This window comes from Microbulbifer maximicatervae (SeqCode) (assembly GCF_052467225.1).
Genome location: NZ_CP174303.1, coordinates 2,729,439 through 2,744,401, shown reverse-complemented (window position 1 = coordinate 2,744,401; position 14,963 = coordinate 2,729,439). Strand labels below are relative to the sequence as shown.

13 protein-coding genes are annotated in these 14,963 nt (G+C 49.0%); 7 read left to right on the top strand and 6 right to left on the bottom strand.

The window, feature by feature from the left end; all coding sequences use genetic code 11:
* Positions 1-70 precede the first annotated feature (70 nt).
* Together metH and ACJJIZ_RS12070 are read left to right on the top strand one after the other, a co-directional pair.
* Positions 71-3,766, top strand: coding sequence for a methionine synthase (metH, locus tag ACJJIZ_RS12075; protein WP_444913548.1), 3,696 nt, complete (start codon positions 71-73; stop codon positions 3,764-3,766).
* Between the two features lie 4 nt (positions 3,767-3,770).
* Positions 3,771-3,989 (top strand): DUF2970 domain-containing protein, encoded by a 219-nt coding sequence (locus ACJJIZ_RS12070; protein ID WP_444913547.1) that lies wholly within the window; start codon positions 3,771-3,773, stop codon positions 3,987-3,989.
* Positions 3,990-4,607: 618 nt separating this feature from the next.
* Here ACJJIZ_RS12070 and ACJJIZ_RS12065 read toward each other — a convergent pair.
* Positions 4,608-5,570, bottom strand: a complete 963-nt coding sequence (locus ACJJIZ_RS12065) for a hypothetical protein (protein ID WP_444913546.1) — start codon at positions 5,568-5,570, stop codon at positions 4,608-4,610.
* A gap of 1,500 nt (positions 5,571-7,070) precedes the next feature.
* Between ACJJIZ_RS12065 and ACJJIZ_RS12060 the strand changes: the two genes are divergently transcribed.
* A complete protein-coding gene (locus ACJJIZ_RS12060) occupies positions 7,071-8,732 on the top strand; it encodes a nitrite/sulfite reductase (protein ID WP_444913545.1) in 1,662 nt (553 codons plus the stop codon).
* The gene (locus ACJJIZ_RS12055) at positions 8,716-9,264 is read left to right on the top strand and encodes a DUF934 domain-containing protein (protein WP_444897573.1); all 549 of its coding nucleotides are present in this window, start codon (positions 8,716-8,718) and stop codon (positions 9,262-9,264) included. Before ACJJIZ_RS12060 ends, ACJJIZ_RS12055 begins: the two co-directional genes overlap by 17 nt.
* Positions 9,265-9,313: 49 nt before the next feature.
* Here the strand turns inward: ACJJIZ_RS12055 and ACJJIZ_RS12050 are convergent, their stop codons facing one another.
* Positions 9,314-9,916, bottom strand: coding sequence for a TetR/AcrR family transcriptional regulator (locus tag ACJJIZ_RS12050; protein WP_444913544.1), 603 nt, complete (start codon positions 9,914-9,916; stop codon positions 9,314-9,316).
* Between the two features lie 108 nt (positions 9,917-10,024).
* Here ACJJIZ_RS12050 and ACJJIZ_RS12045 point away from each other — a divergent pair, with 108 nt between their 5' ends.
* A complete protein-coding gene (locus tag ACJJIZ_RS12045) occupies positions 10,025-10,759 on the top strand; it encodes an SDR family oxidoreductase (protein WP_444913543.1) in 735 nt (244 codons plus the stop codon).
* 54 nt (positions 10,760-10,813) lie between these two features.
* On the opposite strand, the gene ACJJIZ_RS12040 is transcribed toward ACJJIZ_RS12045, so the two are convergent.
* Positions 10,814-11,107, bottom strand: coding sequence for a YciI family protein (locus tag ACJJIZ_RS12040; protein ID WP_444897576.1), 294 nt, complete (start codon positions 11,105-11,107; stop codon positions 10,814-10,816).
* A 647-nt stretch (positions 11,108-11,754) separates the two neighbouring features.
* Positions 11,755-12,054 carry a YciI family protein gene (locus tag ACJJIZ_RS12035; RefSeq protein WP_444913542.1) on the bottom strand — a complete coding sequence of 100 codons (300 nt, stop codon included), beginning with the start codon at positions 12,052-12,054 and terminating at the stop codon, positions 11,755-11,757.
* 87 nt (positions 12,055-12,141) lie between these two features.
* On the opposite strand from ACJJIZ_RS12035, the gene ACJJIZ_RS12030 reads away from it, so the two are divergent.
* Entirely contained in the window at positions 12,142-12,471 is a 330-nt protein-coding gene (locus ACJJIZ_RS12030) for a winged helix-turn-helix transcriptional regulator (RefSeq protein WP_444913541.1), read from the top strand.
* Between the two features lie 413 nt (positions 12,472-12,884).
* On the opposite strand, the gene ACJJIZ_RS12025 is transcribed toward ACJJIZ_RS12030, so the two are convergent.
* A complete protein-coding gene (locus tag ACJJIZ_RS12025) occupies positions 12,885-13,295 on the bottom strand; it encodes a GFA family protein (protein WP_444913540.1) in 411 nt (136 codons plus the stop codon).
* Positions 13,296-13,405: 110 nt separating this feature from the next.
* On the opposite strand from ACJJIZ_RS12025, the gene ACJJIZ_RS12020 reads away from it, so the two are divergent.
* A complete protein-coding gene (locus ACJJIZ_RS12020) occupies positions 13,406-13,765 on the top strand; it encodes a winged helix-turn-helix transcriptional regulator (protein WP_444913539.1) in 360 nt (119 codons plus the stop codon).
* Positions 13,766-14,060: 295 nt separating this feature from the next.
* Here the strand turns inward: ACJJIZ_RS12020 and ACJJIZ_RS12015 are convergent, their stop codons facing one another.
* The gene (locus tag ACJJIZ_RS12015) at positions 14,061-14,810 is read right to left on the bottom strand and encodes a sporulation protein (protein WP_444913538.1); all 750 of its coding nucleotides are present in this window, start codon (positions 14,808-14,810) and stop codon (positions 14,061-14,063) included.
* Positions 14,811-14,963: the final 153 nt, after the last annotated feature.

Sequence of the window (14,963 nt, the reverse complement as noted above, 5' to 3'; positions counted from 1 at the left end):
GGGCGTGACTGTGCTAAGATTGGCGCCATTCCCACCATCGGCAAAAGATCGACAACATAAGGATTGGTAAATGTCCCAGCAGTCCCGCGACCAACGTCTCGAGCAAATTAATGCCGCGCTTGCGCAGCGTATCCTGATCCTGGATGGCGCTATGGGGACGATGATCCAGAGGGAGAAGCTGGAAGAGGCCGATTACCGGGGTGAGCGCTTCGCCGACTTCCCACGCGATTTGAAAGGCAATAACGACCTGCTCAGCCTGACCCGCCCGGAGCTAATCGAAAAGATTCACCGGGAGTACCTTGAGGCGGGCGCGGACATTATCGAAACCAATACTTTTAACGCGACCCAGCTGTCCCAATCTGATTACGATATGGAACACCTGGTGGTAGAGATCAACCGGGCCTCCGCAGAGATCGCGCGCCGTGCAGCAGATGCACTCTCTACCCCAGAGCGCCCGCGCTGGGTAGCCGGGGTCATCGGCCCCACTTCCCGCACCGCCAGTATTTCACCAGACGTCAATGACCCAGGGGCACGCAATGTCACTTTCGATGAACTGGTAGAAAACTATGTAGAAGCGGGCCGCGCTTTGGTCGAAGGCGGCAGCGACCTGATCTTAATCGAGACCATTTTTGACACCCTCAATGCCAAGGCCGCTATCTATGCCATGCAGCAGCTCTTTGAGGAGCAGGGTTTCGAACTGCCAATTATGATTTCCGGCACCATTACCGATGCCTCCGGCCGCACCCTTTCCGGCCAAACGACCGAAGCTTTTTACTATTCCGTTGCCCACGCAAAGCCAATTTCTGTGGGGCTCAACTGTGCCCTGGGCGCCACCGAATTGCGCCCTTATGTGGAAGCCTTATCGGGCGCCTGTACCTCTAATGTCTCCGCCCACCCCAATGCGGGGTTGCCCAATGAGTTTGGCGAATACGACGAAACCCCTGAGCAGACCGCCGCAATCGTAGCGGAATTTGCCCGCAGCGGATTTATTAATATCCTCGGTGGCTGTTGTGGCACCACCCCCGATCATATTCGTGCAATTGCCGACGCAGTGGCCGATATACCCCCACGACAGCAGCCGGAAATAAAACCTGCTCTGCGCCTGTCCGGACTGGAGCCATTTGTCGCCGATGAAAACGCCTTATTCGTCAATGTGGGCGAGCGTTGCAACGTCACTGGCTCCGCCCGATTTAAGCGCCTGATCCTTGAAGAGGACTACGACACCGCCCTGCAAGTGGCTGCCGCCCAGGTAGAGGATGGGGCGCAGGTAATCGACTTCAATATGGATGAGGCGATGCTGGATGCACTCGCCGCTATGCGCCGCTTCCTCAACCTTGCCGCTACCGAACCGGATATCGCCAAGGTGCCATTTATGGTGGACTCCTCCAAGTGGGAGGTGATCGAGGCCGGCCTGCAATGCATCCAGGGCAAGCCCATTGTGAACTCCATCAGCCTCAAGGAAGGCAAAGAGGAGTTTATCGAAAAGGCCCAACTGTGCCTGCGCTACGGTGCGGCTGTAGTGGTAATGGCTTTTGATGAAGATGGCCAGGCGGATACTTTCGAGCGCAAAATTGAGATCTGCAAGCGCAGCTACGATGTGCTGGTCGATGAAGTCGGCTTCGATCCCACCGATATTATTTTCGACCCGAATATTTTTGCTGTCGCCACCGGTATTGAGGAACACAATAATTACGCGGTGGACTTTATCGAGGCGTGCCGCTGGATTCGCGCAAACCTGCCCGGTGCCCAGATCAGTGGCGGCGTCTCCAATGTTTCCTTCTCTTTCCGGGGCAACAATCCAGTACGTGAAGCCATTCATTCAGTATTCCTGTTTCACGCTATTAAAGCCGGCCTGAATATGGGTATCGTGAACGCCGGGCAGCTGGCGGTCTACGACGAACTCCCAGAGGAGCTGCGGGAAAAAGTTGAGGATGTGATCCTCAACCGCAGCCCGGATGCCACTGAAGCCCTATTGGACATTGCCCCCAAATACCAAGGGGATGGCGGTGGGGCCGCGCGCAAAGAGGACCTGAGCTGGCGCAAATTGCCCGTGAAGGAACGCTTGGCACACTCCCTTGTGAAAGGCATTAACAACTATATCGAGGAAGATACTGAAGAGGCCCGCGCAAGTTCCTCACGCCCACTGGATGTGATCGAAGGTCCACTGATGGACGGTATGAATATCGTTGGCGACCTGTTTGGCGAAGGGAAAATGTTCTTGCCCCAGGTAGTGAAATCCGCCCGGGTTATGAAACAGGCGGTAGCCTACCTGCAACCCTATATTGAAGCGGAAAAAACCGAAGACAGCCGCTCCAACGGCCGTATCCTGATGGCCACTGTTAAAGGGGATGTGCACGATATTGGCAAAAATATCGTGGGCGTGGTGCTGGCCTGCAACAACTATGAAGTGATCGACCTCGGCGTGATGGTGCCAGCGGAAACTATTCTGCAAACAGCAAAGGAAAAGGAGTGTGACATTATCGGCCTGTCCGGCCTGATCACCCCATCCCTGGATGAAATGGTTCACGTAGCCGCCGAGATGGAGCGCCAGGGGTTTGATATCCCATTATTGATCGGCGGAGCCACCACCTCCAAAGCCCATACCGCCGTAAAAATTGATCCCCAATTCCATCGCAACCAGGTGGTGTATGTAGCCGATGCATCCCGCGCCGTAGGCGTGGCCAGCAGCCTGATTTCCAATGAGCTGCGCCCAGCCTTTGTGGAAAAAATCCAGGCCGAGTATGAAAAGGTGCGCACCCGCACCGCCAACCGCAAGCGCAATGACACCCGCTTAACCTACGAGGAAGCGCGGGATACCGCTCCGGAATTTGATTGGAAAAACTACCAGCCAGCACGACCCAACAAGCTGGGCCTCACCGTGATCGACGATTTCCCTCTGGAGAAACTGCTCGACACTATGGACTGGACGCCTTTCTTTATTTCCTGGGATTTGGCGGGTAAATTCCCGGCAATCCTTGAAGACGAAATTGTGGGAGAAGCCGCAACCGATCTCTACGACAACGCCCAGCGCATGTTGAAAGAGATTATCGATAAAAAGCTATTGCGCGCACGGGCCGTATTCGGCCTATGGCCAGCCAATAGCGTCGGCGACGATATCATCGTCTACAAGGATGAAAGCCGCAGTGAGGAGCTGGCTCGCCTTCACCATATGCGCCAGCAGGTACAGAAACGCGGTGGTGATGGCCTTTGCCGCTCCCTGGCAGATTTCGTCGCGCCGCTTGAGTCCGGCCAAATAGACTATGTGGGCGGCTTCGCGGTTACCACTGGCATCGGCGCAGACGAGTTAGCAGACACCTACGAAGCCAAGCACGACGATTACAACGCCATTATGGTAAAGGCCCTGGCAGACCGTATGGCAGAGTCCTTTGCTGAAACACTGCACCGTTTGGTGCGAAAAGAATATTGGGGCTATGCCGAAGACGAAACTCTGAGCAATGAGGAGCTGATCAAGGAAGCCTACCAGGGCATCCGCCCAGCCCCGGGCTATCCCGCCTGCCCCGATCATTCGGAAAAAGCTACCCTGTTCAAATTGCTACAAGCGGAGCAAAATGCAGGCGTCAGCCTTACCGAGCACTTTGCCATGATGCCCGCAGCTGCGGTGAGCGGTTGGTACTTCGCCCACCCCCAGGCAAAGTACTTCAATGTGGGCAAGATCGGCAGGGATCAGCTGCAAAGCCTGGCTAAACGAAAAGGGGTCAGCGAACCGGAATTGGAGCGCTGGCTACGTCCCAACCTCGAGGAGTGAGCCTGTGGAAGATAATAATAAGAAAGCGAAAAAGCCCAATTTCGGCCAGGTGGTAGTCAGTACCCTGGCCGCCGCAATTGGCGTGCAGAGTGATAAAAACCGCGAAAGGGATTTTCAAGGCGGCAGTATTATGACGTACGTTATTGCCGGCGTTGTTTTTACCGCCGTATTTGTAATCGGATTGGCTCTTATTGTGAAAATAGTACTCGGCAATATGGGCTAAGATCGCAAAGTGCTTTTCATCAACTAGCAGCTACACAAATAAGCCGAGCGAAATGTCTATCGCTAATGCCCGGGACTACACAACTCCGGGCCAGCGGCGGGCTAGCGCGTGGCCACCCAAAAAATACAGGTGGCTACGAAAATTGCGACCAGTGCTACAGCAGCAATTGCATCCACTACATTATCGTCTTCAGAAACTACAGCTACTTCATCATTCATCGAATCTCTCCGATTGTTCTTTATTGTTATTTAAAGTAGTTGGGCCGTCATAAACGGCCACTCAAGTAGAGCAAATTGAGCCCGCAGTTGCAAGACTGGCTCTAAAACGGCGGTAGAGTTAGCGACCAAGTCTTTTTTGCAATACACCACTGCTCCGCTGTCACAGATCCCGAGCATACGAATAAATTCAACTAGGGTTACATCCTATCCTGCGTCATAAACCGCGATAACAGAAAGTGACTTTTACACTTGGCCAACATCTTATCGCAATGCACTCACGTCCGACATAGTGAGAAGTACTGTAACTATGCAATACTAAGAGATAATGAAACTGAAGTTGATCTGATAGAACAGCCAGTGGAGGAGCGGCACCATCAGATCAATAGTAATTTTCTAATATTTAAGAGCTGTAGGCCTGTATCAACTTATTTAGCTCAGACAGTAAAAGTCTCTCAACCTGACCATTACTCATCCTAGCCAGCTCAACATATGAGTATTTTTTCGCCAGACTTTTGGACAAAATATAACCCAAATAATAACCCCTCCGAACAGGCAAACCTGTATCATCAGCTGCGAAGTTATTAAATGAAGATTTTATTGCAGGGTCTTCAGAGTGAAACTTTACTTTTAGATCATTCAATGCAAACAGCAATCGGGCATTTATATCAGGCACCATGCCTGCAGGTATGTTAAGCATTAGCTCATTATAATCAGCACTTGGATTAAGCTCGTGAGAAATATAAGTAGCCAATCCTTCAGCCCAAATATCGCACCATAACTGCTCACAACCCGAAAAATATTTTTCATGGTAAACATGGAACAACTCATGATGAAAAAAGGAGGAATCCACCTCCCACGAATGATACTCAGCCATCATATCCAGCCCGAACATTAAATATCCCTGCCCATCCAGCTTGCGATAAGTACCATTAAATTCCCCAAAAGAATGAAGCATATAGATAGGAACATCCATAGCCATATCTGAAAAGGTATTGGAGAAAGATTTCAAGTTATCCTCCAGACTTATATTTAGGGATCTCTCCTTTGAAAGATACTTCCTTTCGATGTCTGGAAAATTTGAAACTGCACTAAAAACTCTATTTTTAAGAGAGTATTTACCCCCCTCCTCTATCTCACCACCATCTTTATAGTACTCAGGAAATCGATCGCTCAGTTCTTTAGCAATTAAAAATGCTCTAGCTTCACCATCCATCCCTTCTGATGAATTGTATAAATCGTAAAAATCATCCGCCAGGTTATTAACCACGTATCCATTATTAAATTTCTCGCCATCTCCACTAGCCAACCCCATAGACGGCACAAGAAAACACAGCAAAATTAATAATTTTTTCTTATATATCATTCAAACAACCACAATAACAATATCTATACGACGATTTTTTGAGACAACCGCCTTTCTCAATTTTGAAACCCAAAAACACATTGAGATCACCTAAGAACTCTTTTTTAATATAACGTTCCAAGACCAAGCTTTGCAAACAACTAACACGGAAAGCAACTAGCACATCAGCACCACTTAAGCGCCTAATTTTGACCGAAGTAAGAAACCAATCACTGCAAACCAGCCTCCATTGTAAGCACTTCTTCCACAGTTTAATCCTTGCAAAAATACTGCTCATATTTTCAAGCGCACATGGGATATGCACCTATTAGCCCTAGCCATGGGTAAATATACTTAAAGTTGACACCCTCAGATGACTATCATTTATATTCACACAAAGATCAAATTACAGCACCTAATACACAGGAAATCAATTGCCCACAGGTTTGACAGCGAAGTTTTACGCTTAAAGAGAGGGAATCAATTAAAAACTAGAAGATTCATCTAAATTTCAATGATAACTCGTAGCGAGAGTAGAGCATTACAAACTTTTGTGCTGGCAGGCATAATCACTTAAAACGACCAAAGGAAATGTTAAAGTGCGACATATAATTGAAATAGGGATTTCAATAGGCAATAAATTTCTATGGGCAAGTGGCGTTTTCTCTCGCAAGAGGACAGTGGCAACAAAGAGCAAAAATAACAGCAAATATTTTGACAAGCTTCCATTTGCTCAAATAAAAATCTAGCTTAGCGATGTAGGACCCAACAGGCTTGTAAAGCACCATAGCATCAGCAATTAGCAAAGAGTCAACCTTACGTTGTCGAAAGCAGCGTGGTTCTTAATCATCTGAATAAAACTATTCTTTTTTAATTGAGGCTCATCATCGGAGGTAGCAGTTAATTCAGCCCCTAATTACGGCGCTTCTCCATAATATTGAAACGGGCATCTGGTTCTAGCCAGGTCCTATTTCCATCAAGAGTTAAGTAGGCTTCATAGTCACTCATGTGACTTATCAAAGAAAGACACAAAGCCCACAAGTTTTGGGCCAAGTCACGAAGAGCATGAAGACTAAGCAACTAAAATTGCGATGTAAGTGATGCCCAGCTCAGAGAAATCACTTTTGCCTACGCCAGAGACCCCAGTTGTTAGTATATAAACACCATCAGTAAGCTCTCAGATGAGAACCTTAGTCAACTCATCGCTACGAGTACATCTCAACAGTTGCCAAGACAAACTAAGGGATCACAACTCACAGCACCGAAAAACAAAGCCGCTATAGTCAACATACAGACCTGTGATCAAAATTAAATTGAGCAAAAGGTGGCCACCTCTAAACACCCGACACCACAAACCCGCGCCACAGAAAGTACCCCTTATAACTATTGGTTACAGATATAGCGGAAAATATTGTTATTTATTGCATAAGAGCGCTGGTATGTTATGCGCCAGCGGAGAATCGTCCGGGGCCTGCCCCTTTCTCCACCATCAGCGCACAAAGGCAATGGAATCAAGCTGTTATGTATCGATACGACGACCGGGACCGCGCCATCATCAACGATCGCGTAGCCCAGTTCCGCGGCCAAACGGAACGTTACCTTGCCGGCGAGTTGAGCGAGGAGCAATTCCTGCCGCTGCGCCTGCAAAATGGCCTCTATATTCAGCGACTGGCCCCCATGTTGCGTATTGCCGTTCCCTACGGCCTGCTCAACAGTGCCCAGTTACGCCGTCTCGCCCGCGTAAGCCGCGACTACGATAAAGGCTACGCCCACTTCACTACGCGCCAGAACCTCCAGTACAACTGGCCGCAGCTGGAAGATGTACCCGCTATTCTCGATGAGCTGGCGGAAGTGGAAATGCACGCGGTACAAACCAGCGGCAACTGTATCCGAAATACCACCTCGGACCCCTACGCCGGCATTGCGCTCGACGAGATTGCGGACCCGCGCCCCTACTGCGAGCTGATTCGCCAATGGTCTACATTCCACCCGGAATTCGCTTTCTTGCCGCGCAAGTTCAAGATCGCCGTCAGTGGTTCAGAACAGGACCGCGCGGCCATCCGTGTACACGATATCGGTGTACAGATCGTCAAGCGCGATGAAGAAATTGGCTTCCAGGTTTTGGTAGGTGGCGGTCAGGGCCGCACACCGGTTATTGCCGAGACCATCCGCGACTTCCTGCCGGAGGAAGACCTGCTCTCTTACCTTGAAGCGATTGTCCGCGTTTACAACCAGCTGGGTCGTCGCGACAACAAGTACAAAGCGCGCATTAAAATTCTGGTCAAGGCCCTCGGCCCGGAAGAGTTCGGCCGCCGCGTGGAAGAAGAGTGGCAACACATTAAAGACGGCGCTGAAAAGTTAACCCAGGAAGCATTGGATTGGGCTAAATCCTTCTTCACAGCCCCGGAATATCGCGAGTTTGACGGATCAGTTGCTGAAGCTGCACTGCAACAACAAGCTGACAGCGACAAAGCCTTTGCCCGCTGGCTTGAACGCAACACCTACCCTCACCGGGTACCCGGTTATCGCGCGATTAAGTTGTCCACCAAACCCACTGGTGTACCCCCGGGTGATGTAACCGATGCCCAACTGGAGGCTATTGCCGATCTAGCCGATACTTTTAGCTTTGGTGAAGCTCGGGTAACTCACGACCAGAATGTGGTACTCGCAGACGTCGAACAGGACAAACTGTTTGAACTCTGGCAACAGGCCCGCAAGCACGGTTTCGCCACACCGAATATCGGCACCCTGACCGATATGATTTGCTGCCCCGGCGGTGACTACTGCTCACTTGCTAACGCCAAGTCCATCCCAGTAGCCGAAGCCATCCAGCGTCGCTTTGACGACATGGACTACCTGTACGACCTGGGTGACCTCAACCTCAATATCTCTGGCTGTATGAATGCCTGTGGCCACCACCACGTGGGACATATCGGCATCCTCGGCGTCGACAAAAAAGGCGAAGAGTTCTACCAGATTCAGCTGGGCGGCAGTGCATCCAACGAGGCCAGCCTGGCCAAAGTATTGGGCCCCAGTTTCTCCCGCGCTGAAGTGCCAGACGTGATCAGCAAAATCCTCGACCTCTATGTCGAGCAGCGCCAAACGGAAGAGCCCTTTATCGACACCTACAACCGCATCGGCCTTCAGCCCTTCAAGGAGAGAGTTTATGCCAAAGCCAGCTAAACTGGGCCCACAGCCGGGCAACCCCGCAGAACTGATCATCGATGGTGAAGTAAAGACCAACGAATGGCAGCTGGTACCCCAACTGGAAGCGGGAGAGGAGTTGGACCCAAGCACCCTGCCCTCCGGCAAAATTATCCTGCCACTGCGACAGTGGCTGGCGCATCGCGATGCGCTGTCATCCCGCAGTGACGAAGTCGGTGTTTGGCTGGACAGTGAAGAAGGTGCCGAGCAAATTGCGGAAGAAGCTCCCAAATTGCCGGTAATTGCCGTGCATTTCCCGGCATTTGCCGATGGTCGGGGCTTTACCGCAGGCCGTATGCTGCGCGAGCGCTACAGCTTTACCGGAGAGTTACGCGCAGTAGGCGGGTTTATGCGAGACCAGCTGACCTATTTACAACGCTGCGGCTTCAATGCCTACGCATTTGAAGGCGAGCAGCCTCTGGCTAGCCTTAAAGACTCGATGAGCGATTTTGGCGATAGCTACCAAACAGGGGTAGACCAACCGCTGCCCATGTTCCGTCGCCGCTTCTAAAGCTCAATTTAGACCTCTGAATACTCAGAGGTCTAAATTTCCACTTCCATCACACCTCCAACCCCAATCCATTGAGCGCAAACTCCAAAAAGGGTTCCACCTCCTTGAGTTCTCGCCCGGATCGCAATACCGATGCTGTGCCATGCAACAGGGTAATCAGGTACATAGCGCACTCCTCGGCACGCCGATCCAGCCCTATAGCCTGGGACTCTTTATCAAAGCGAAACAAGTCAACCAGTTGCTTTACCGCTTCTGCGTCAGCAGCTTTTAAAGCGCCAATGGCATCAGAGGGCAAAGCATCACCGGCAGTTTCCGATAATCCAAACGCCAGATAACAACCCCTCGGGGTTCCCTCCCCGGCCTGCCCTTTAACGGTAGCCAGCAAATAACTATGCAATCGCTGCCGTAACGGCACTCCCTCTTCCATCAGGAACTGCATACGATCTTTGGCATATCTATCTAGGTATTGCCCCAATGAAAGAACAAACAGTTTCTCTTTATTGCCAAAGGAAGAATACAGACTTGACTTGTTAATCCCCATAGCCTTGGTCAGGTCGGCCATTGAGGCACCCACATAGCCCTTTTTCCAAAAGACTTTCGTTGCTGATTCCAACGCATGCGCCTTATCAAACTCCGGCTTGCGTCCCGCCATTGGCAATCTCCCAAAAATTGTTTTGACAAAATTGTACCGATCGGTAAGACTTAGCTCAAACCTTACCGATCGGTACAATATTGGTCAACCCTTCACAGGAGAACAGAATTGAGCATTTCAATCGAAGGAAAAACTGCCCTTGTCACTGGAGCAAACCGCGGAATTGGCAAGGCAATTGTCGAGCGCTTTCTCGACAGTGGCGCAAAAAAAGTCTATCTGGCCGTGCGCAACCCAGAGACAACGACAGAGCTGACAGAAAAATATGGCGACAAAGTAATCACATTGGAACTCGATGTGGCAAAAGCCCAAAGTGTAGGGGCGGCGGCAAAGGCGATTCAGGAATTGGATATTCTGGTGAACAATGCCGGGGTACTTGCGCCCGCAGACCCGCTTAGCGACCATGCGGAAGACTCACTTAAGCAGGAACTGGAAGTGAATACCTTTGGGCTTGTCCGTGTAGCCAAGGCATTCACCCCCCATTTGGAAAAGAGCAAAGGCGCTCTGGTACAAATGAATTCGGTAGTATCCTTGCGTACCTTCCCACACGTTAGCACCTATTCCGCATCCAAAGCCGCCAGCTACGCAATTACCCAGGCACTTCGAGAAACGCTTCAGGAGCGAGGCGTACAAGTATTGAGTGTTCACCCCGGCCCCATCAAAACAGATATGGCCAAACAGGCTGGGCTGGAGGACGGAGAATCCCCCAGTGCAGTGGCTGAGGAAATTGTTGGCGCGCTAAAACATGGGGATTTTCACCTCTTCCCGGATGCCATGTCGCAGACTTTTGAAGCCGCTTATCAGAGCTTCTCTGATTCGGTGATCACCGCAGACCTTAGCGAATAACACGGCCGAAGATTGTCTGAGTAAGAAGTAACACAAGCCTCGAAGGAACCCGATCTAGGGTTCTTTCAAGAGGCTGGAAAATTCCTCTGAAGCCATAACGGGTACAAACTCAGTGATCGTAAAAGTCGACGCCCCATGTTTTGTGAAAGGGTCTTCTTCCAGAACCTTTCGCAGCACTTCCTCAGAGGGATGACGTGAAATAATTATCGCGCCAGTTCTAGGCTCTTTCGCCCCGCCAAAAAGCAGGTCTCCCGATTTATAGTGTCCCTCCAGGTAGCTCACATGCTCCGCCATTAACTCTGGGGTTAGTTTTTTAATATCCGGGAAATTCAAGTTCACTAAGAACATAACGTCTCCCCCCTCCTTAGGGGCTATATATCAACTCTTTAAACCACTTTAAGCTTGCAGAAATAGCCTCCACCAATCTAATAGATAGCAAATCTTTCCACCTTGGCGATAGAGGATAATCCCCAAGCAGTAGTTTAAATGGAAACCATCGGAGATTGATGATCGGGCATCATTTAATTTAATGGTGCCATCAAGTACCTTTCTTTAGGCAATAGTGCTAAGGAGCCTCTGAATAACTCCGTAATACCTCTGCGGGCCTTGAAGGCTGCAGATGTTAGGCGCAGCTCGCCGCGAATGGCTCAGTCCTTTGCAAGAGCTGCAACGCAGCAGCTGTGGCCTTCAAGGCCCGCCCTTCGGGGCTTGCAGAGCGATTCACACTCCGCGTTGCGACTTCTTGAAAGGTCTAGACATTCCTGCGAAGCCGCGCCTTGATTGTGAACCGCTCTGCATGCCAGAGGTATCACGGAGTTATTCAGAGGCTCCCTAATTAGACGATACTTCAGATTAATCAAGTTACATGTGGCCTGAAGAGCTTCATCTGCCTTCCAGGCTATGGTGTCCCCCTCAAAGCCACATACCAAACTCCCCTCAAAACATTTGGGGATTAATGCGATGGCACTCCCTCTTTGAGCTCACTCTTAAGACTGTTAATGCGAACTCATTTTTAGAAGGTGTAAAAACTGTTCAGAGGCCATAACAGGCTCAAATTCAGTTAGCGAATAAACTGCCACTCCACTTTTTATAAAAGGGTCCTCATCAAGCACTCTCCGCAATGCTTCTTCACTGTTGTGGCGAGAAACAATAACCCCTCCAGTCCTGGGATTTTTCCTTCCTCCAAAGAGTAAACTTCCAGACTTGTACTCCCCTTCCAGATAAAGCCTATGCTTCGCAGTCAGCTCTGGGGTTAGCTTTTTCATATCCTTAAAATGCATATCCACTAAAAACATACCCATTCCCTCTTCTCTAAAAACACTATAAGATTGCTACTGATTTCGTAGCAACTGTAACGCTACTAATTTAGAAGCGCAAGAACCATGACAACTCCTCTACCGAAAAAAACTGTCAGAGGCTCGACTAGCGGCATAGCCATTATGGCTGTATTCGATCTGCTCGGGCGAAAATGGAATATGAGAATACTGTGGGAACTGAGGAACACACCCCGGAGCTTCAGGGAGCTCCAAGCCCAGTGTGATGCCATGTCCCCTTCGGTACTAAATACAAGAATCAAACAGTTGAGCGAAGCTAAATTGATTAATAAGTGTACGAATGGATATCAACTGACAGATCTGGGAGTTTCGTTAATGGAAACCCTTGATCCGCTGAGGGAATGGGCTAATAACTGGGAGGAATCCCTCAAGGCCTAATAGACACTCTGTAAAAGCCAAAACCCAAGAGCTTTGCAGCCTAGATGCCGCTGGGTTCTTAGAGGCAGGCCAACTATCGCGACAAAATGGACTGAACCGATGGGGCAGTCTCATTATCACTCGCATCATGCGCTAGCGAAAACGAATAATATTAATCGCCGCGCAAATCAAATCTACGAATAATTCTGCCAAACAATGCACCTGCTAACCATCAAGGGTAAAGGAGGGGGCAATCTCTTTAGAAGTCACCAAACCACTGCTCTTAAGGGCACCCTTATGAGTTACCTTTTTGTGCCCGTAAGTAGCGAGTCATGGGGATTGCAGGGAGATAAATTGAGAGAAATGTGATTTTCAGAAGTTTCCTTAACCCAAAAACAGCTATGCGCTGCATCCCCTACTTTTGATTGTTAAGGTCACATTTCTGGCATTTTTTCAAATTTTTGTAATTCCGGGTCCATATAGTCCCAAGATGCACCACTACCAGCATATACCACCATTGTCGGGTTGAATTGCTCCAGGTCATGAAGACTTCCAGCGCGGATAAATTCAAACTGCGGCATACCGCTATTTTCCGCATAAATATGCGAACCGCAGCGAGGGCAAAAACCTCTCCTTACTGTATTGCCGCTATCTGTCTGCTTCTCATGAAATGCAAGATCGCCATTAATAGTTAAGCTTCCGCGAGGAATAGCAATGTTAGCGATGTGTCCAGCCCCACTAATTTTCTGACAATCTGTACATTGGCAATGACCCGCCATTACCGGCTCTTCAGAGCAAGAATAACTAATATAACCGCACAGGTATTCTCCAGATATTTTGGACATAAATTTCTCCTATTACTTACGAAATTGAAGTAACCTTAGCCTAAATCAATAACTTCAACTTCGCAAGTAACTAGGCTAGTATTTCATTTTCTGGCAGTAAGAGTGTGAGCATGAGTCCTGATAATCAATTTATGCGTTCGGGATGCCCTATCGTGAACGGACTGGACGTATTCGGCGATAAATGGACATTAGTTATTCTAAGAGACTTACTGTGTGGTAAGGAGACCTATAGCGAGCTAGCTGACTCACCAGAGAAAATACCAACCAACAGACTCGCAGAAAGATTAAAAATGCTAGAAGCAGAGGGAATGTTGGTGAGGGAACAATATCAATCAAAGCCTAAGCGATATAAGTACCTGCTAACACAGAAAGGCAAGGATGTCTTACCGATTCTTCAGGCAATCGCCAAATGGGGAAATACATATTTTGAAGGCTCATGGATTCCCCCGAAGTGGTTTATGGAAACCTAACCCTTTGATTCGGAGCCAGAAGCGCAACAATTCCGCAGGACCAAGCTAAGCTGAAAACTTAGCAATAACAGCAACTTTTATGCATTTTTACTCCGAAATTGCTCTCCATAAATGGCCAGAAGCTTATGATATTGACTCTGCCTGTTATGCTCCCCCCCAATCTCATTAAGAAACCCTCCTGAATCACTAACGAACCTGGCGGCAGTTGATACTAAGAGTATACTGTTTTACTGGAACACTTTTGCCCCTAAGGGCCCGGCAGCTCAATGCCGCCAGACTCTATGGATCAGCTCAACTATAGAGACAAAATAGATTGAACCGCTGCGACAATCTCATTATCACTCGCATCATGCGCTAATGAAAACGAATGATATTCATCGCCCCGCAGACCAAATCTGCGATCAATTTCAGCCAAACAGTGCACCTGTTCACCATCAACGATAAAGGAGAGTTCAATCTCTTTTGAAGTCAATAAGCCACCACTCTTAAACTCTATCTCCTGGTAGCAACCAGACCGGGAAACAAAATTGCTTCCACGCAAATGCCCCTTTTCAACATCCGCTTTTACCATTTTAAAGCCACTTTCCTCGATCATGGAAAGTACCTTCTCTACAACGGGTAAAGGTCTTATCCGCAAGGGATCCCTGTCTTTCGGATCCAGCGCAAAATCAATATCCAGGGAAGTTTCCAGCCACACATAGCTTTTATTTCTATGGGTGTTTAAAACAGTAACTGGCGTCTCTTCATGCAGTTCCATCTCGAATGGAACTTCCTGGCTGTCGCCAGCGCCGATAACAAATGGGTCTTGTACGTGCATCTCGCTCAATACAAAACGCTCATAACTTACCCCTTCATCGGTCTCCACCTTGATCTCAGTGCAGAGTTTCAAACTTATAGCATCCACCTGCTGGTCGACATCCCCCCCAATGATATGGATAGCCCCTTCAATTACCCCACCCTGAACTTGCTCAGGGTTCTGTAAAATAGTATCTACTTTTGCAGCGCCGATACCTATTGATACTTTCAATTTTTGAAACACAGACATAGTCGAAAACCTGATTCACTCGTTATCGCTAACCTTCATATCATAAACTCCGACCTACTTCACGGTCTTTGTAGGCATAAACGACCTTAACTTTAGCCATAGGTACTAAAATTTTAATGGAACACACCAGTTTGTAGCCCAAGGGGCCCCTTT